The organism is Psychrobacillus sp. FSL K6-2843, assembly GCF_038626375.1.
In the GTDB taxonomy this organism is placed as follows: domain Bacteria; phylum Bacillota; class Bacilli; order Bacillales_A; family Planococcaceae; genus Psychrobacillus; species Psychrobacillus faecigallinarum.
This window is the reverse complement of the sequence record NZ_CP152021.1, coordinates 1221649-1241490: the sequence shown is the minus strand read 5'-3', so window position 1 is coordinate 1241490 and position 19842 is coordinate 1221649. Positions and strand designations below refer to the sequence as shown.

The following is a 19842-nucleotide window of genomic DNA, read 5'->3' as shown; positions in this document are numbered from 1 at the left end:
TGCATATTTGTTACCACATATCGCTAATTGATTACTGAACTAAATGCCCATTTATTTCAACAAGAAAATACCATTACCCCATCTTGAAGTAAAGCACCCGTTAGCCATCCATGAAGCGCAAAATCAGTGCTTAACCACAGAGAATGAGAATGATTAGTGGAGTCTATACTAATAATCTACCGGAAATAATAGACTTATTAATGTCCAATCTCACTTTTTCTAACTATTAGACAGGGGTCTTCTTAATTATTAATTTGGATATATCTTCTTCCCCATAAAACACTCTAACTCCTTGATTACAAATTCTAAGAAATAGCTGGAAAAACAGCGGCTCCTTTATTTACTAACATTTTATAAAAGAATGAATAAATACGTTTAAAATATTCAAACACATCAGATTTCCATCACTAAAACTTAATTCAGCAGTTGATTATAATCGTACCCACTTCACCATTTGCTTCTTTTTCATCTGAGGGTTCGTTTTTAGAATAAGGTAGATCTTTTATTGTAGTTTATAATCCGAATCGTTTCTTGCACAGATGCCTGTTTCTTATTTACTGACAAAAAAGGCAGCTCCCCCATGAGGGATAGCTACCTTCGTTTAAGATTATTATGAAAAGGTAGGAGCAGGGAATTCATCAATTCTCATACGAAATAAACTGTATGGTTTTTCCCGCAAGTCTCTTCCATAATGAAATCTCGCCTGCCGATGTAATTGATTCACTATGACATATAAGTATTGATCGGGGCCAATCGAAAAAGTATCCGGCCATAAAATTCTCGGGTCATGTGCGATGGTTTCCATTACGCCATTCGGCAATATCTTCCGGATACTGTTGTTTTCGTAGTCTCCCGCATAAATGGTTCCTTTTGCGCCGGTGATCATTCCATCAGACGCGCCTTTTTCCCCCCAATACTGCACATATTGGGATAAATTAATGTCCTGTATCCTACTGTCTCTTAGGGCTTCTGTTGAGATTGAGAACAGCTGTCGGCTGGTTAGCGGAGCATAAAATAAAACCTTTCCATCAGAAGAAATTGCTAAACTATCGGAAGCCAATTTAAATGGGAAAGTCGAGCCGTCCGGGTTTCGATTCATCAAAATTTCACCTTCTACTTTCGGTAAAAAATAGGGATCAGGTGAAGTTGATATTGCCCCATTTAACCGTCTAAACGCGTTCCCACTTTCTAAATCTACGACAATAATGCCCCCTGGCCCTCTGGAAGAAGAATCTGTTATATATGCATAGCCTGCTCTTCCAACCCGAAAATCCAAACGGATATCATTCAAATAAGTTGTTAGCAAGACAACATCTTCTGTAAAGGTATATACTCTCCTTATTGTATTCGTGCTTAAATCAACAGCAATTAATTTTGCTCCCCCTTGAATAGGTTCAGAAAAATTTGGTGCCCCTGTGTCTAATACCCAAAGTGTTCCTCTTCCATCAGCAACAATACTTTGGACACTGACGAAAGACATCGTAATATTTCTAGTATTAACCAAATTAGCTTCTAAACTGGGATAAGGCTGCAATTCACCCTCAACAATTTCCGCCACAGTAAATTGAACGTTGTCTCCCCATTTCGGAAAGCAAACAAAAATACGACCAGTTTCGGAAACGCTGACACCTGTAGGCATAGCCCCATAAAAAGCATGCACCAGTTCAAACTGCCCAAAATATTTTTCCATAGGTAAAATAGGTTGCATGTTATCCTCCTCATCAAATTTGAACGAATATACCTATATATGCTGAAGTTTTCTTTTAATGCCTAGTAATTGATAATTATTTCTATCGTGATTGGATGGGGACAATCCATGTTTATACAACAAATTAACAAATTCTGATTAAATAATATTTCATCACGAGCATTTTTCTATAAAGGAATAAAATTATTAGTCTTTCCAAAATCTAAAAAAGCATCTCATAAGAGATGCTCGAAAACTAACCCGGTATATTTACGGTTTTAGTACAACTTTTATACAGTCTTCCATTTTGGTGTCAAATATTTCATAACCATGCTTAGCTTGATCTAAAGGAAGTACATGAGTGACAATATCACTTGGATCAACCTTACCTTCTGCAATTAAATTATATATATGCGGCATGTAGTGAATAACTGGAGCTTGGCCAGTCCTAATATTCACATTTCGTTGAAAGATGTCACCCAATGGGAATGCATTATAACGTGCCCCATAAACTCCTGTAATTTGAATTGTTCCACCTTTGCGAACAGCTTGACTTGCAATTACTAGAGCTCCCATGGCTCCTCCTTGTAATTTTAGACCAGATGCAAGAAATTCCAGTGGAGTCATTTTTCCACTCATTCCTACGCAGTCAATGACTACATCTGCTCCACCCTTTGTTATTTCCTTTAAATATTCACCACAATTTTCATGATCTTCAAAGTTAACTATTTCTACGTTATTCGTACGTTTTGCATGTTTTAAACGATAACCAACGTAATCAACTGCAATAACTCTTTTAGCACCTTTTAGCCACGCGAATTTTTGTGCTAACAGACCAACTGGGCCGCATCCTAAAATTACGACCGTATCCCCTGCTTTCACTCCCGCATTGTCTACACTCCAAAATGCTGTTGATGCAGCATCTGCAAGTAACACTAAACTTTCATCCGCTACTTCACTGTTTTCTGGAATCTTAAAAGGTGTAAAATTAGCATATGGAACTCGCATAAATTCCGCTTGACCACCTGGGAACCCACCCGTCGTATCTGAGTAACCAAAATATGCGCCCATTTCTCCATTTTCATTCGCATTGTCGCATTGACTTTCTAATTCATTATTACAGTACCAACACTGACCACATGCTATATTAAATGGGATTATAACACGATCCCCTTTTTTAACTTTCGTTACATCCTTACCGACTTCTTCTACAATTCCCATAGGTTCATGTCCAATAACATAATCCTCTCCTAGGTTCGGTATCATCCCATGAATTAAGTGTAAGTCTGATCCGCAAATGGCAGTAGTAGTAAGTTTAACTATAATATCATCCGTTTTTTGGATGCTTGGGTCTTTCACGTTTTTTACCTGAACATTTTTAACACCTTGAAAAGTAACAGCTTTCATTATTGAAATCTCCTTCTTTATTCATTATTTCTTCGGTGGGCTTGGAAACATTCCTTTCCGATTTGTAACCCCCGGAAAAAGATTTAAATTAGCTATATCTACTGCATTTTGAGCGGATTTAATATCCAAAAGTTTTTGAAGTTCCAAATCATATGGGTTTAACCATTGTTTTTTTATCATGAGATCTACAATTTCGGAATATAAGGCAATGGTTACATCAAGTTGCTCCTGTAATAACTTTCTAATTGTAGATGTTGCCGTTTCTGTCAATGCAATTGAAAGGTTTCTAATCCCAGTTTTTGTTGATAACAAAAATTCAAGGGCTATCCCTGAATCAGTAAGTTCCGGCATGCCAACAGAATTTATAGGGTCTAAATAGTCATTCATACGATCTGACCTCCGATTATTTTAATTCAGAATTTGAATATAATTTAATCATTGCAGTTAAAGCAGGTATAGATTGTTTTACGTCCTTCTCCAGTAGTGCTTTTAGATCTTGGTCAAAAACGATACCTTGCATCATTTTAGATTTGAGTAAACATACTGTCTTAAAGTTAATTACTTCATGAAATTCCAAAGTTTCATGAAGTGCTAATTTTTTTTCAAACATTCCTCCACCTCCGAATTTTATCATCCATTGAAGATTGCCCTAAAAATGAGATTTATATTCAGAAAAATTAAGATCCTTAAACGGTGTGTATGATTAAAATAGATTTATAATCTTCAAGAGAAATCTTCCATTTGACTTTTATTCGTGACTAATCTTTTTCCAATGTGTTTAAAAAGGTTCTTTCATGAAAAAAATGGGATGAAATAGAAAGGTATTTGAGCTATGTTTTCATTTTTAAAACGAAAGAATCCAAAAAATGATAGAAAGATCCAAAGGATAAACAATCAAAATCAATCCAACAATAGATCACCAAACCTCATTGAAAGCTCTTTGTCCAAGAATCTTGAAGGCATTAAACAAAAAACAGGAAACAGTTCAGATATCGTAATCCGCCCTTTAAAAATTGGTCATAATTCTCAAATAAAAATAGCCATTATATATAAAAGGAATGGTTGACAATCAATCGGTTAAGGATTTTATAATCGAATCAATTATGAATAACCAAAATTTAAGTGAAAAACTCATACCATAAGACGTGTTAGAAGTTCTCACCGAAGATGTAATTGCTGTAGGCGAAATTAAAGTAGTTAGCGACTGGAAAAAACTACTAACCGCATTAATGGCGGGTGAAACTATTACGCTCATCGACGGAATAAGCAAAGGGGTTTGTGCGAGCACACAAGGTGGACAGAGACGGTCTGTTCAGCAATCTACTACAGATGTTTGATCATTCAAATTCGTTTCTAAAGAAGTCCCTTGCAAGTGTTGTGAATCTGATTTTACCTTCATATTCTCTTCTCTTTACCGATAAAAAATAAGATTAAGAAGTAAATTATGTTGGGTCATTAGGGGGTTACAATGAAAGAGCGAAATATAAAAGGATTAAGCCAGACAGAGTTGACTTTGATTGAATACTCATATGGTTTGGATTCTTCAATAGATGGAATTGGCATTACAGATGAAGATGGTAAATTTGTATTTGCAAATGAAGCTCATGCCACCATGTATGGATTTACTAAAGAACATCTGTTGAATAACACCTGGCATATTTGCTACGATGAAGAAGCATTGCAAGGAATTTTAAATTCTTCTGTTATTCCCATCTTAAATGAAAGAGGGCTTTGGAGAGGCGAAACAGTTGGAACCAGAGTAGACGGAACGAAATTTCCGCAAGAGCTTACGCTTTCCAAAGTCGAAGAAACAAACAAAATTGTTTGCGTTGTAAGGGATTTAACCGACATTAAAATCAAGGAACAACATATCGATTTCCTAGCAAATCATAATGAATTAACCAATCTTCCTAACAGAAGAAGTCTTGAAAGAAAACTTGCCGACATAAAGCATTCCAATACAGTTTCAGTTCTATTTATGGACATCGACAGGTTGAAGCTGATAAATGATAAGTTTGGACATAGAGTGGGTGATGCGTTGCTAGAAGGAATAGCTGAAACATTAAAATCAATCCAAAATGAATCCATCTCTGTGTTCCATTTAAGCGGTGATGAATTTATCGTATTAATCACCAATAAAAGCCAAGATGTTTCTCTTATGATTGCTGAACAGATTATTGAACAAATCAAGGTTCCTTATTTCATTGAAGGAAATGAAATATATGTTACTACTAGCATAGGCGTAAGCTACTTTCCTTCTGATAGTACCGACTTAACTGAACTGGTAAATCTTGCGGACATGGCTATGTACTCTGCAAAACAAGCTGGCAAAAATAATTTCAAGATCTTTAATAAACGCCTAAAGGAAAAGCAAGACCAAAAAATTACAGTTGAAACAGAACTGCGGAAAGCAATTGAAAATAATGAGTTTCTTCTTCATTATCAGCCTAAGATAGATTTGGCCACTTTAGAACTCAATGGACTGGAAGCGCTAATTCGTTGGAGAAACCCCGTGCTTGGTAATGTACCTCCTATGGATTTTATTCCAATTGCTGAAGAAACAGGCTTAATAGATGAAATCGGGAAATGGGTTATCAAAGAGGCTTTAAATCAGATCTCTAGATGGGAGGCAAAAGGATATTCTCTTGTTAAAGTGTCAGTGAACGTTTCTCCTCATCAGTTTCGCTATACCAAATTAACTGAGTATATAGAAATGTGCATGATGTCCACAAATGTGGAACCTAAATATTTTGAGGTTGAAGTGACAGAAAGCGTTTTTGAAGATTTTGAAATAGTACTTCCTATCCTTTCACAATTTAAAAAAATGGGTATTGGCATTTCGATAGACGACTTTGGGACGGGTTACTCTTCTCTAAGTCTATTAACGAAACTACCCGTAGATACGTTGAAGATTGATCAGTCTTTTATTCGTGGCGGAATGCACGATTCCAAGGACTTGGCTCTTGTTAAATCAATAATTGATATAGGAATAAATTTAAACCTAAATGTAGTTGCTGAAGGAATTGAAACAGACAAGCATGTAAATCTCCTTAGGAAGTTTGGATGTCCCAGTGGCCAAGGGTATCTGTTCAACCCACCTTTAACTGCGGATGAAATTGAAGAAACCTACCTAATTCCTTTAGTCCAATAAGAAAAACTTTTATGGCCAACAAAAAAATATCTAAAAACAGCCACCTACCAAATTAACGGTTGGTGGTTTCTATTTCATCTGACATACAACAATATTCTGTCAGCTCATCAAAGTTTTCATTTGATATATGTAGTAGTTGGCTTAATTTATCCATTGCTTTTTCTCGAGGCATTTTCTTTATCATGGCCTCTATCAATCGTTTTACTTCTTCTTTTTGTTTATTATCTCATGTTTAACAACTCGACTCTATTTTCATACAAAAACATCCACATTCATCCAAATGTATTAAATGCGATTTAGTTTCAAATTGTTCTTTTTAGATCAATCCAGGTTATTCTTCCTCTTAGAAAAATGAACTTTCATTTTTTTCCTGTCTTGACTTCGATATCTACATTTCGTTAAATGGCAATTTGAATATGTTCTTGTATTTATATCAAGGTCCCAATGATCCAACGTGGATTTAGGTATTTTCTTTTGATTATCAACATATTTAAAAATAAGGTTCAAATGTTCCAGCCTCATCATCCATACTTGCTAAAATACTTTTCTCGGTTGCCATAATTTCATTATCCAACGCTTGGATTTGAGCCATAATTTGGTCAATTTTGGACTCATTTGTATCAATCTTCGTTTCAGTTTCTTTAATATTTGTTTGAATAGAACATTTCTTTACTTGAATGTTTTGCTGTTCTTTTTAAGGTCATTCAATGAATAGAGCACTTGGTGTGTTAAATAAAAGCGCTCTAGATACTTCCACTGCAAATATGCGCAGCACCCATTTCGACTCAAATGAAGTTGCCAAAATACATAGGCATACAAAAAAAGGATTTTGAAAACAATCCTCAATTTTGGAAGAATCTCGTTTGTCCTTAAGATATGAACCTAGTTGAAAGTCATATAGAAAAGCTATTATTAGGTATGGCATCTGATGCTGAGTACAGAATTAACCGATTAGATGGGTTCAAGATAGCATCAATATTGTAAAAAAACAAACAAGGAAAAGTTGAATTAACTCTTGGTATATTACTGCAATTCATTTTGATTGGAATGTTTTTTAGTGTCCGTTTGAATCCGTCAAAGGCTGAATATTAAATTGATAATCAATCTTAATTTCCATCTTCTCGAAAAGTTTAATCCATTTTTTTTCATCCATTGGTTTTGAGAATGGTTTTAATGTATGAATGCCTAGCTGTAGTGGATCCACATTCAATTCTTGCATCTTTTTTACTAGTTCTTGTGTTTGTCTTTCAAGATTGGATTGAATATCTTTTTTCAAATCTTCTAAATCCTTTGGGTCAAATAATTGCTTTTCTCCCCGGTATTCTTCAATTCTTGAGTCTACATTAACTGTATAGGTCATTTTAGACAAGCTTTTATTGATATCCACTTTCGTTTTAGACCTAACATGACCTAGAACAACTTCTATTTCTGGGATCGGTAAAACCGCTAAGTAGTGATCGTTGTTTAACAGCTGGAAGATACGATCATCAAAAGTTGTTATTATTTCAGCTAGTTTATCATTTTGAAACAGGGCTGTACCTTCATAGCTGATAGCGTCATTTTCTATTTTGAATACAGGTAAGAAAGGATCTGAATATGAAGTATATAACAAATTTTTAAATTCATGTAGATTAATGACACTTAATTCTCCCTGATTTTTTTCCTCATAGTGCTTCAGCATTCGGTAAAAAGAGTAATCAAGATTTTCTTGTTGGTCCAATTGATTTTCCAAGTATTCTTCAAAATTTCCTTTTACGATAACTAAATAGATTCTCAAAGAAATATCCGGATCATTCAATAACACATTAATAACGGACATAATCCCCTCTTTTCCGAGGTCTTCATTAATTATCAGCATTCGCATTTGCCCGGATTTCATTTCCTGGTAGAAGTTAAAATTAAAATCCATTAATCCCTCCTTTATTAAGCTTACTTCTTGCGTCTTTACACTCTTTTTTTCTTTGCTTAGAGGGGGCAATATCGTACTGATTTTTATTTTCCCTTCATCCCCTTTACTAAGTGATAAAAATGTGACTGGAGCAAGCTCTTCAATAATGTTATTTTCAGTAAAAGGAGCACATCCAGTTAACCATAATGCAAAAAATATAATTGAAAATTTTTTAGCCATTTTCTTTCGTAGTCTCATGTTTATTAACCCCCTTTATCTTCATCGCTACGATAATAATTGGAACCACTAAATAACTTAAGCTCCCTGCTAAAATTTGAAGATTAAGTAAAATAACCTGCTTTTCATCTGACTTCCAAATCCATTCATTCACAAGAATCATTCCAATTAAAATAATGAATACACTGAATAAAAAGCCTACTCGACTGGGTGATTTATCCACTTTTCCATTAGCTATTTTAGATGCTCCATAAAACAACAGAAGAAAAATTGAGCTCGCAAAGACGATGTTAAATAATTCCAAAGAAAGCATGACCATATCAATGCGTTCAATTACTGGATTTTGAAAATAACGGGCCATAGTGACAATTGGAAATGGACTTTTGCTTAAATAATTGGAACCGAAATAGAATAAGGAAGCCATATATAAGGATACATACTCTATAACGGTTAGAGCATTCCCATATGACAAATAACGAAATGTCTTATTATTTGTTTTAAACCATGGTCCCAAAAATACCAGAAATTCAGGCCCGGAAAATGAAGATAAAATCAATAATATTCCTTTCCAGGAATCCCCACTTAATTCCATTGGAATAATTGGATACAAATCACTGAGTTGAGCTATTGGAGGAAAGAAGAAAAAAGCAAAGAAAAAGAACATCCAAAATGTGCACAAAAATGAAATTACGACAAAACGGATAGTTTTTTCAATGCCCTTCCATGCTACATACAAACAAGACAACAGGATAAAAAAGATAAGCCAATTTGAATCTGTAGCTGGAAACATAAATATTTGTAACATTTCCGTGAATCCTAACATAATCACGAAAAGTTTAAGCAGGATAAAGAACAAACCGATGAATGAGAGGAGACGAACAAGTTTTTTTCCGAATAATTGGACAAATCCGTTGTAACCGGCACTAGAAAATCGGGTTAAAAACCATTTGGATAAAAGAAGAATGTTTAGTTGAGACAATATGCCGACCACTATAATCACCCAAATCATATATGGATGGATTAAAAACCTTGGCATAATCAAAAAAAAGTAAAGCATTTGGAGGCGATTTACCATCAACATGATATAGAACCCATTATAGGTTTCATTCTTATTAAATAATTGAAGGGCTTCCATCAGTTCATCTCCTAGTTTGATATCTCTTCATTTTCAGCGGTTTAAGATGTTCTGGACGCTTCTTCATTTTGACTAAAGGCCCTCGAATGAATAAGTCAAGCCAATCTTTTCCGTAGAAAGGAGCAACAGGAGATAAATATGGCTGCTTGAGTGAAGACAAACCATTAAGGTGGGCTAAAATGATAATCATTGCCAGAACAATCCCTACTATCCCAAGAAACGAAGAAAAAATAAGAAGAATGAATTGAATCAATGAATTCGCCTTTGTCACAAGGTAATTAGGAACAAGAAAGGATCCGATAGTTGAAATACCTACCATGACAATCAACACCTTACTTGCCAAACCAGCCTCAACTGCTGCTTGACCAATTACTATGCCCCCAATAACCCCAAGTGTTTGACCAGTCTTTGTTGGCATCCTTAAGCTTGCTTCTTTTATAATTTCAATAAAAATCAACATGATAAATGCTTCCCAAAAAGGAGTGAAAGGAAGCTTGCTCCTTGACTCCACCAAGACGAAAAGTGTTTGTAAAGGAATCATTTGATAGTGATGAGTTGTTAATGCCACGTAGAATGGGATTAATGTGATAGACAGAATAAAACTTACATATCGGATTATGCGTAAAAAACTGGCAACTACCCATCGATTAATATAATCCTCTGGTGATTGGAACAAATGAAAAATAGTAATTGGAGCAACGAGAGCAAAAGGTGTATTATCTACCAGAATCGTAATTTTTCCTAATCCCAGTGAATAAGCAACAACATCAGGTCGGTCAGTTTGCTGAAACTGAGGGAAAATACTGTCTTGATGTTCCTCAATGAATGCCGCTACTTGAGAAGAATCAAAGAAGAGATCATAACTAATTTCCGAAATCTTCTTTTTGGCGATTGAAACAAATTCTGGATTGGTCAGCCCTTCTATGTACAATAAGACCACATTTGTCTCACTTAAAGAACCAACGGTGAACTTCTCTGTTTTCAGATCATGTGTTGGAAGACGTCTACGAATGAGCGTAATATTTTGTTCTAGCTGTTCACTGAAGCTGTCTTTTGCTCCTAAAAGGATGGTTTCAGTATCAGATGGTTCAATTGCACGTCCAAGTGGATTTTTTAAAGGGATAGCGAACCAAAGGTTTGACGAATAGTCAAATAACAAGACTGATCCTTTAAACAGTTGCTCTTTTGCCTCTCTAAACGTGGAAATGGAGTTTATTTTTGAGTGAACATTGTATTCCTGAATGGATTGTTTGGAAAAGTTTGATAAAGGTTTTACAATGCTTTCATTTAATCTTTCTTGGTCAATCAGGGTTCTTACGTAGATAAGATTAACATTTTGATTTTCAGAAATGTTGATTTCCAAAAATTCCGCATCATCCATTTGAACGAGGGCTTTTTTTAGAGCTTCTATTGATAATTCTGATTCTGCGTTTGATTGAGAAACAGGCTTATTTTCATTTGATTGTTTTTTCCAAAACATGTACATCCCTCACCTCTATATGTTTTTGGAAGAACGGTAAAATTCCATATTAATCCCATTGTTAGCTTTTTAAGTTTAAAATATACGAAACTAAATTTATAAGATGCAGAGGCACATCCTTAACCACCCAAGAAATCAACGGCAATCCATAAAATAAATGGAAGGACAAAATTTAAATTTGCTCACTATATTCGTGTCATTCCTGTTTTCTCTTTAAATTTCACCTCATATTTTGCATTCCATTCCTCTATTGTCATTACGTATATTTTTATCCAGCTTTTTTTCTTTCTCAGACTGTCTCCTAATAACTTGAAGGAGTCCCTTGCATTGAGGAAATTTATCAATTTTTTTCTCAAATCTTGCTTGAATATCTAATCTTTGATAAATCTTAGTCTTTGTTACCCTAACTAGAGGAATCTTTATCGTTTCCCTAATGATCAATTTTTCTTGACACTCTATTAGCTGGTTTAGTTTAAGTACAATATTTCACAAACTTTCTTTTGGTAAAAGAAAAAGATGAATTCACCCCATAATCCATTCATATAAAAAATATCCGCCTGTACCTATTAAAAAGTATTTAAGGAAAATCAAAAGTTTACTTGGCTTATCGACATTTGCAAGTAACATAACTAATCCAAATAGAACCCCAAATCCAAGTGATTTAAATAAAAGTATCATTTTAACCATCCTTAAACAAAAGTTAATGTGAATATAAATTTCAGATAACAGTATTTTTTAAAAAGTAATCTGCCCCTTTAGTTGCATATCTGGGATCAACTTAATGTTTTGACATAAAAATAGACCATCTAAAAGATGGCCATATTTTGCTAAGCACCCGTTACTTTAAGTACATCTTTTCACAATCTTTTAGGTATTTAAAATGAAGAACCCAGAAAGTAGGGTTCTTTTAATACGTCTCTATTTTAAGTCTTTTATTTTTACCAATTCTTATTCTATTCCACTCATTATATTAAACATCCCATCGAATTCTCGCACCGCATGAACGAAGGATTTCAAACGCTACTTTTTTGCTGTTCCTGTGAGGTTCCTAACGAAACAGCAAACATTGCACCCCCAGTGAAAAGCTAGTAGATTTTTATTACACATTACTTAAGAATTTTATTTCAATGTAACTTTTAGGATACCCCTTTATTTTGGTGAATTAAAAGATAAAATTATTTATAGAAATGAATCCTGACAGAACAGAGCATTTAAAGACAGGTATTTAATGTGAAATAATTTTACTATTTAATTAAGGAGGAAATAGCATGTCAGCTTGGTTAGAATCGTTACAAAAAGCAATTAACTATATCGAAGAAAATTTATTAGAAGAAATTTCGATAGAGGACATTGCAAATGAAGTAAACTCTTCTGCATTCAATTTTCAACGAACATTTGGATTATTAACAGAGATCTCAGTAGGTGAATATATTCGGCGGAGAAGATTGACTTTGGCGGCAGATGAGTTAAAAAGAACAGACTGTAAGATTATCGACCTTGCATTTAAGTACGGCTATGATTCTCCCGAGGCTTTTTCAAAAGCCTTTAGGCGTCAGCATGAGGTTTCACCAAGTGAGACTAGGAAAAATATTGGCAAGATCAAATCATATAGCCGCCTCGTAATAGAGGTGAGATTGAAAGGGGCAGAACCAATGAAATATCAAATCGTAGAACGTGAAGGCTTCCAAGCAATAGGTGTAAAGAAAGAATTTTTACTTGAGAATGAGGGTAATTTAATCGGAATTCCTAAAATGTGGGATGAATTAAATGGTGATGGCACTACTAACAAGCTAGCACAAATTAATAATGGACAAATTAAAGGAGTTCTTGGTATTTGTGTAGCAAAACCTAATGAGAAAATTGACTATTGGGTTGCTACAGAATATGCAGGTGACGTTAAAGAAGGATTTGAAGTAATCGAACTTCCAGCTTCTAAATGGGGTGTTTTTGAAGTACATGGTCCAATGCCTGATGCAATGACAAAAGTTTGGAAACAAATTTTTTCTGAATGGTTCCCTGCTAACGGATATCAACATGCAGGTACTCCAGAGTTCGAAATGTATACAGAAGATGATCCATTCAGTCCAGATTGCTATTCAGAAATTTGGGTTCCATTAAAATAATTTGAAATAGATGTCCCATTAGTCGACGCCAAAACGACTAGTGGGATTTTTGAATGGAGGCTAGATATCCTTTCCGAGACTTAACAGAGTGTTATCAGAGACCAAACCAGGCAAGGAGGCTTTATCTTTGAGTAAACTAATATTTATATAAGCACGGTGTATCTGCTGGTTTTGAATAAAGATTGATTAAAACACAGCTACAAATGTTGATTCTAATAGTAAATTATAGCCCCTATTTTGAACAAAGATTGATTATTTCGGTAAGCGAATATTTAACGAAGCACCCGTTAGCCATCCATGTAGCGCAAAATCAGCGCTACACCCCAGAGGATGAAAATGTTTATAGAACGGGTATAGGATACTACGGCTGGGAAAGGAAGGTCGATCAACTATGGTGCCATAGAGCCCATCCGTTAGTCTGACTCCAACGACCACGGTGCATCACAGACTGTCGCTCCCTTACGGGAAGCACTCATGGGAGATTAATCCTACTCTGGTTATTGCACCAGCCTTCAATACTACTTGCCGTAGAAAGGATGATTACAATGGAAGTAATCATTGATCGTGCATGTAGAATGGATGTCCATAAAGACTCCATTACTGCTTTTATTATTACGCCTTTCTTAATTGAACTAAAGGGGAAGGTTAGTTTAATAAGAAGTATTGAAGCTAGGATTAATACCTCAAGTAAATTGGAGGACAGATAATGGAGAGGCTTTACTCCTTCTTGAAGTAAAGCACCTCGTTAGTTGAATAAAGAATTGTTAACTTTGATGAAAACTTGTTCCATCGGGAATTAAACTTTTGATTAATGCAACATCACTTTTTAATGCATTAGGTACAAAGAATTCCGTCCCCCAGTGCCCCGAATGAAACACAGACACTATATCCTTGTCTAAATTAACAGTGAATCACTTGAACTCTCCTATTTTATTTAAATGGTTATTCAATAAATAATCTGAAAGGGGAGGCTGTTTTTGACACCTAAATATAGTGAGATTTTCTCCCTTAACGATCTCTTGTTCATTTTTACAGAGAGATTTAATCTCTGAAATAGTTTCAATTTCTTCGTTCCAACAATGAATTTCAATTGTATTTGAACATGTTAAAAAGTGTTCGAATAATACAGTTGGCCTTCAATCCATTCAAAAAGTATAAAACGATAAATTCCATTTTCCCATTCAATAGTAGTAAAAGGTATATCTTATAAAAGCGGGTAGTAACTGCATAAACGGAATTTGATTATTTACAAGGAATCGACAAAAGCTTGTTTGTTCAATTAAAGCATTATTTGAAATTTCACCAAATGCATTGTTTGGGGAACGATTATTACTAATGAATCTTGCTGAAAAAGATTTTCCATCAGCAATTATTTTGTAATGGAGGTCACTATTCCAACTTCCTTTGTGTAACTCTTTTTCAATGAATAAAGATTCGTTTCCTAATGAGTAAGGTTCAAGTGCTTTTTTTAATAATTGGTACAATTTTTATTTCCCCTTAGAGTTACTTCTTTTAACTATAGAAATAAGGCTGTTTTACTTGTTCAATTAAATTGCTGCGTTCGTTCAATTAGGAGTAATGATTTTAATCTAATGGATCCTGTATTAATATGGGGAGAAGGTGCTATTTCTTCTTCTTTTAAATATCGTTAGTGCTACTCGTATTGAGCGCGATAGTCTGTAGTGCACCGTCGCTGTTGGAGTCAGGCTATTGAATTGTTGTATGCAAGTATCTTCCGGTTCAAAATCTTAGCCCAAGAAGCTAAACTATTTACATTCAAGGATAAAAAAAGCCACATTTAGAAAAAGACGTCTCCAAATGTGACCTTCAAATTTAATAATAATTCATATATGACTTGTTTATGTCCTCTATCGGAACTGGACGACTGAAAAAGAAACCTTGGGCCTTTTGACAGTTGGCTGCTTTTAGTATTTCCACTTGAGTATCCTTTTCTACTCCTTCAGCTATTACTTCCATACCAAGGCTATGAGCGAGACGAATAATTGTAGTTGCGATTGCAGCACTCTTTTCATCTGTTTCCATATCCTTTATAAATGACTGGTCAATTTTAATAATGTCAATTGGATATTTTCTTAAATAGCTAAGAGAAGAGTAACCCGTCCCAAAATCATCAATTGAAATTACCACCCCTATGTCCTTTAATTCCTTAAGAATAGTGAAGGTATCCTGCAGATCAGTCATCGCACTTTCTGTAATTTCAACTTCTAACGATGAAGGCAATAAATTATACTTATTTATCTTTTCTCTAATTTTTGAGGCAAAGTTATCTTGCTTAAATTGCTGTGGAGAAATATTCATAGCGATTCTAACCATTCGGTAGCCCTTATCTTGCCAAAGCTTTAATTGGCTACAAACCTCTTCCAATACCCAATCTCCCAATTTGAAAATGATTCCTGACTTTTCAGCTATTGGTATGAAGTGCATAGGCGATACATATCCAAATTTTCTATTGTTCCAGCGTAACAAAGCCTCGAATGAATTAATCTCCCCAGTTAATAGATTAACTTGCGGCTGATAATGAATAGATAGCTCTTCCTTTTCAATTGCTCTTCTTAAATGCGACTCCATCAAGGCCTCGTTTGGAAAAGATAGATTCATTTGCTCCTGAAAATATCGATAATGGGCTCTTCCTCTATCTTTAGCTACATATAAAGCTTGATCTGCCTTTAATAAAAGTTCATCTTGTTTCTGTCCATCATACGGGAACATTGAAATTCCAATAGAAGCTGTACCGAAGTATTCTTGATGATCTAGATAAATAGGCTTGGCAAGCTCTGTTAATATGCTTTCTGCAAACTGGCTAGTTTCATCCTTCGTTTTACCTTTTAACAAAAAGACAAACTCATCTCCGCTTTGTCTATAAAGGTTACTCGATTTATCAATATAAAGGCTTAACCGGTCAGCAATTTTTTTTAAAAGCTCATCTCCAGAAGTGTATCCCAAAGATTCATTAATCAATTTAAACCGATCCAGATCTATTCGAATAATAGAGATTTCACTATTTGTTTTAGAAGCTTGCTTGATATTTTCACTTAGGTGCTCCTTCAATGCACGTCTATTCCATAAACCAGTTAAGTGATCATGGTATACAAGATAAAATAATTGGTCTTGTTCCTCGGAATCACTAATTGTATTACGAAGCACTAAATGTAAACCTTTAACCGTACCACCACTAATGATTGGTATTGCTTTTAAATAAGTGGAGATGAAATGTCCTTTTTCATGCTGAATTAAGCAATTTTGCATTTCTGTAGAATAACCACTCATTGTCTGTTTAATAATAAGCTGAAAGTTTCTTAGAGATTCCTCACTGATATATTGCTCAATCGGCTGATGCAAAAGAGTTTTCTCTTCGTAGCCGAAAACCTTTAAAATAATTTTATTGGCGTATTGAATAATACCCACTTGGTCAATAATAAGAACTGTATCTATATTATTCTCAATAAGAGAAATGTATTTATCTGTAATCTCTGAGGAATCATTTATAGGAAGTTGGTTTGTTTTATCGTACATCATCATTCCATATATATCTTTCTCTTCAATAGCTATTATAGAGATATCAAAAGTGTATCGTTTATCATTTAACAACAATTCATAATTGCTATTAACATTTTGTTGTTCATCTTTAATACTTGTAAATAGTGGTAACAGTTGAGACAATAATTCCTCACTAAAAGTGTTGTTTTTTATATGTGCCTCTCCCCAAAAATTGGTTGCCGCTTTATTTGTATAAATAATCGTATAGGTACTGTTTTTGTTTTTTTTAAATAGGCAGGTTAGTAGGTTTTGCTGTTCATGAATCATATCTACTAAGTAATTATTCTTCTTAAGCTGTTCGTTATTGTTCATGTAATCCTCCAGTTGCCTCATATTAAGACATATCACTAAATCCACACATTATACTATATTATATCGTCAGATAATTACATCTCTTAACGTAGCGGTTACAAAATATTTTCATATAGTATTTTTTGATTAGTGTACACAATTTTTGTATAAGTTGGTATGATAGTATATAAGAGAGAAAGATAAAAAGAAAGGAGTGAACTATTTATGATTTCTGAATCAGACAAGCAATTGGCTACTGCTATATATACTGTTAATAGGCATGCAAAAACCGCTTTAGACAATAAACCACTTTATGAACTGAAAAGGCTAGCTATCAAAAAAATGATTAAAGAAAAAAGAGCAAGTAAAATTGGACTCCATTTTGTTAGAAACCCTAAAAATAGCCGACAGCAATCCTCCGTTTTAGTACAGTGCGCAGATTATTACTTCCATATTCTACCGGTAAAAGAAGATTTCAAAACTTTACAGCATCTTGGTCACTTAGATGATACTTATAGAAACCCTATCAGGAAAATGAATTTAAAAACGGCAAAACAACTATTAACCGATTATATAGGGCCTCCCCAAGCTACTACAAGAAAGTCCACTAATCACTCTACATCTTGCACCGCTAAGTTTACGCGTGTATCCAACAAGCGTCCAAGCTCGATGAAATCTTATTTAGATAGATAATTGTTTTTGTCAAGAGGACAGGCCTTTTAAGGGCTAGCATCTATTAAAGAACGCTTATGTAATCTCATAACTAAAATACTGTTATGAAATTACAGTAGGTTACTTAACGTACTAAAAGAAATTAAGAAAGGCTACCAATTCATTACGAATTGATAGCCTTTTTTTTAGAAATATTACTCATAAAATATATTGATCAATTTTGAGAACAAGTTCTGTTATTTCTGGCTTACTTACTTGATCTTCTGCTCCAACTTGATCTCCTTTGTGACGCAAGTCGTCGGTGATCAAACTAGAAAAAATAACGACAGGAAGCTTTGATAAATTATTATTTCCTTTAATCATCTTTGTTAATGCATGACCGTCCATTTGCGGCATTTCAATATCAGTGACTACCATTTGGACATGCTCTGAGACATCAGGAGATATTTTTTCTAAACTCTCAAGATAGTTTAGTGCATCCTTTCCATTCTCAAAGAATTCTAAATTAACATAACCCGCCTCATTAAGGGTGTCATGAAGTAATTTTCTTAATAGAGGGGAATCTTCAGCAATTACAATTTTTTTGTTGGAGCGCTCCCGTTTACCCATTTTTTTCACGGAATCCACACTTATACCTGATTCGGGATTGATGTCCATGATAATTCTTTCAAAGTCCAGCAATAAGAGCATCTCTTCTTCTCTTTTGATGACTCCGATAACATGAGATGTTCCTCCCTGATAAAGGTCAGATGGTTTTTCGATCTGGTTCCATGAGATACGATGAATCTGTGTAACATTATCAACATGAAACACTACTTTTTGTTTATTGAACTCGGCCACCACATATTTTTCTTGCTCGGTATTGGATACTATAGGAAGACCTAAGACTTTCCCCACCTGGATAACTGGTAATACCTCTCCACGTAATTGAATGATTCCTTCCACATGAGGATGTGCATGTGGGATAAAGGTTACTGGTATAGGCTGAATAATTTCCTTTACTTTTATAACATTAATACCAAATCTATTTGAACCAACTTGAAATTCAACAATTTCTAACTCGTTTGTACCGCTCTCTAGTAATATTCCTTTGTGGTCGTTCACAAAACTCTTCCTTTCTATGTCCTTCGATTAATTCGATTGTATCATACAAAGGTAAAATATTACTATATTATTCATAGAACTTTATCAGTGCTTGAGTACCTTTATTTTCATAACCCTCTGCTAAAAGTTCCTCATACATCGACTTAGCCAGCTCCAGACCTGGCAATGTTAAATTCATTCTTTCCGATTCTTCTAAAGCTATCTTCATATCTTTAATAAAGTGTTTAATATAAAAACCAGGATTCAAATCGCCACCGATTATTCGAGGAGCCAAATTACTCAAAGACCATGATCCTGCAGCACCGGTAGTAATAGAACGTAGTACTTGTTCTAAGTCTAAACCAGCTTTCTTACCATATGCAAGAGCTTCACAAACACCAATCATATTAGAAGCAATAGTTATTTGGTTGCACATTTTAGTATGTTGACCTGCACCTGCTGTTCCTTGATAAAGAATAGTCTCTCCAAAAAGCTCTAACACTGGCAATATAGAATCCAAGATTTGCTTTTCTCCCCCACACATGATGGAAAGCTTACCTAACTGAGCCCCTATATCTCCTCCCGATACTGGCGCATCTATGGAGTTCATTTCAAGTTCCTTCGCTTTGTCATAAATCTTCTTTGCTAATGTAGGGGTAGAGGTTGTAAGATCAACAACCGTTAAACCTTGATTTTCAATAGAAAAAACTCCATCATCTCCAAAATATACTTCTTCTACATCATGGGGATAGCCAACCATTGTAAACAAATACTGTGTATATCTAGCAACTTCACTTGGTTTCGAAGCCCAAGTTGCCCCTAAAGAAATCAGTTCGTCTGCTTTTTCTTTTGTACGTGTATAAACAATCACATTATGTCCTGCTTTCAACAAATGCTTTACTATACTTTTCCCCATCACACCAGTACCAATAAATCCGATATTCAATCGTTCAGACATTTCACATTCCTCCATTAACTATGTATTAAATATAGTGTATCAAAAAAAATAGTTCTGTATATTTCATTAGAATGTTTATTTTTCGAAAAAATATAAAAAAAGAGGGCCATCCTATAGATGGCCCTTAAAAAGGGGGAAATGAGAATGTTGCTGTGTTCTTTATTAATATGCC

At 34.6% G+C, this 19842-nt stretch carries 18 protein-coding genes; 5 read left to right on the top strand and 13 right to left on the bottom strand.

Annotated elements, in window-relative coordinates; all coding sequences use genetic code 11:
• Positions 1-610: 610 nt before the first annotated feature.
• The 4 genes from MKY94_RS06040 to MKY94_RS06025 all read right to left on the bottom strand — a co-directional run bounded on the left by MKY94_RS06040 (position 611) and on the right by MKY94_RS06025 (position 3704).
• Complete coding sequence (locus MKY94_RS06040) at positions 611-1708, bottom strand: L-dopachrome tautomerase-related protein (protein WP_342578244.1); 1098 nt, start codon at positions 1706-1708, stop codon at positions 611-613.
• Between the two features lie 249 nt (positions 1709-1957).
• Positions 1958-3094, bottom strand: coding sequence for a zinc-dependent alcohol dehydrogenase (locus MKY94_RS06035; protein WP_151110717.1), 1137 nt, complete (start codon positions 3092-3094; stop codon positions 1958-1960).
• Positions 3095-3118: 24 nt separating this feature from the next.
• The gene (locus MKY94_RS06030; RefSeq protein WP_340862828.1) at positions 3119-3481 is read right to left on the bottom strand and encodes a spore coat protein; all 363 of its coding nucleotides are present in this window, start codon (positions 3479-3481) and stop codon (positions 3119-3121) included.
• A 16-nt stretch (positions 3482-3497) separates the two neighbouring features.
• Positions 3498-3704, bottom strand: coding sequence for a spore coat protein (locus tag MKY94_RS06025; protein WP_144538241.1), 207 nt, complete (start codon positions 3702-3704; stop codon positions 3498-3500).
• An 858-nt stretch (positions 3705-4562) separates the two neighbouring features.
• Here MKY94_RS06025 and MKY94_RS06020 point away from each other — a divergent pair.
• The gene (locus MKY94_RS06020; RefSeq protein ID WP_340862827.1) at positions 4563-6245 is read left to right on the top strand and encodes an EAL domain-containing protein; all 1683 of its coding nucleotides are present in this window, start codon (positions 4563-4565) and stop codon (positions 6243-6245) included.
• 52 nt (positions 6246-6297) lie between these two features.
• Here MKY94_RS06020 and MKY94_RS06015 read toward each other — a convergent pair whose 3' ends face one another.
• The 5 genes from MKY94_RS06015 to MKY94_RS05995 all read right to left on the bottom strand — a co-directional run bounded on the left by MKY94_RS06015 (position 6298) and on the right by MKY94_RS05995 (position 11663).
• Positions 6298-6441: a hypothetical protein gene (locus MKY94_RS06015; RefSeq protein WP_191696442.1), complete on the bottom strand. Its 144-nt coding sequence runs from the start codon at positions 6439-6441 to the stop codon at positions 6298-6300.
• 858 nt (positions 6442-7299) lie between these two features.
• On the bottom strand, positions 7300-8391 hold the full coding sequence (locus MKY94_RS06010) for a Ger(x)C family spore germination protein (protein ID WP_342578243.1): 1092 nt from the start codon (positions 8389-8391) through the stop codon (positions 7300-7302).
• A complete protein-coding gene (locus tag MKY94_RS06005; protein ID WP_342578242.1) occupies positions 8366-9505 on the bottom strand; it encodes a GerAB/ArcD/ProY family transporter in 1140 nt (379 codons plus the stop codon). The genes MKY94_RS06010 and MKY94_RS06005 overlap by 26 nt, the downstream gene beginning before the upstream one ends.
• Positions 9506-9509: 4 nt before the next feature.
• Entirely contained in the window at positions 9510-10985 is a 1476-nt protein-coding gene (locus tag MKY94_RS06000) for a spore germination protein (protein ID WP_342578241.1), read from the bottom strand.
• Between the two features lie 522 nt (positions 10986-11507).
• On the bottom strand, positions 11508-11663 hold the full coding sequence (locus MKY94_RS05995) for a hypothetical protein (RefSeq protein ID WP_342578240.1): 156 nt from the start codon (positions 11661-11663) through the stop codon (positions 11508-11510).
• A gap of 590 nt (positions 11664-12253) precedes the next feature.
• On the opposite strand from MKY94_RS05995, the gene MKY94_RS05990 reads away from it, so the two are divergent.
• From MKY94_RS05990 to MKY94_RS05980, 3 genes are all read left to right on the top strand, one after another.
• Positions 12254-13108, top strand: a complete 855-nt coding sequence (locus tag MKY94_RS05990) for an AraC family transcriptional regulator (RefSeq protein WP_342578238.1) — start codon at positions 12254-12256, stop codon at positions 13106-13108.
• Between the two features lie 203 nt (positions 13109-13311).
• A complete protein-coding gene (locus MKY94_RS05985) occupies positions 13312-13530 on the top strand; it encodes a hypothetical protein (RefSeq protein ID WP_342578237.1) in 219 nt (72 codons plus the stop codon).
• Between the two features lie 123 nt (positions 13531-13653).
• Positions 13654-13815: a hypothetical protein gene (locus tag MKY94_RS05980; protein ID WP_342578236.1), complete on the top strand. Its 162-nt coding sequence runs from the start codon at positions 13654-13656 to the stop codon at positions 13813-13815.
• A gap of 474 nt (positions 13816-14289) precedes the next feature.
• On the opposite strand, the gene MKY94_RS05975 is transcribed toward MKY94_RS05980, so the two are convergent.
• Both MKY94_RS05975 and MKY94_RS05970 read right to left on the bottom strand, forming a co-directional pair.
• Positions 14290-14592, bottom strand: a complete 303-nt coding sequence (locus MKY94_RS05975; protein WP_342578235.1) for a hypothetical protein — start codon at positions 14590-14592, stop codon at positions 14290-14292.
• 349 nt (positions 14593-14941) lie between these two features.
• Positions 14942-16978 (bottom strand): EAL domain-containing protein, encoded by a 2037-nt coding sequence (locus MKY94_RS05970; RefSeq protein WP_195761934.1) that lies wholly within the window; start codon positions 16976-16978, stop codon positions 14942-14944.
• A 204-nt stretch (positions 16979-17182) separates the two neighbouring features.
• On the opposite strand from MKY94_RS05970, the gene MKY94_RS05965 reads away from it, so the two are divergent.
• The gene (locus MKY94_RS05965) at positions 17183-17650 is read left to right on the top strand and encodes a YkyB family protein (RefSeq protein WP_342578233.1); all 468 of its coding nucleotides are present in this window, start codon (positions 17183-17185) and stop codon (positions 17648-17650) included.
• A gap of 177 nt (positions 17651-17827) precedes the next feature.
• On the opposite strand, the gene MKY94_RS05960 is transcribed toward MKY94_RS05965, so the two are convergent.
• Together MKY94_RS05960 and MKY94_RS05955 are read right to left on the bottom strand one after the other, a co-directional pair.
• The gene (locus MKY94_RS05960) at positions 17828-18733 is read right to left on the bottom strand and encodes a chemotaxis protein (RefSeq protein WP_154311229.1); all 906 of its coding nucleotides are present in this window, start codon (positions 18731-18733) and stop codon (positions 17828-17830) included.
• A 67-nt stretch (positions 18734-18800) separates the two neighbouring features.
• Positions 18801-19670 (bottom strand): NAD(P)-dependent oxidoreductase, encoded by an 870-nt coding sequence (locus MKY94_RS05955; RefSeq protein WP_342578232.1) that lies wholly within the window; start codon positions 19668-19670, stop codon positions 18801-18803.
• Positions 19671-19842: the final 172 nt, after the last annotated feature.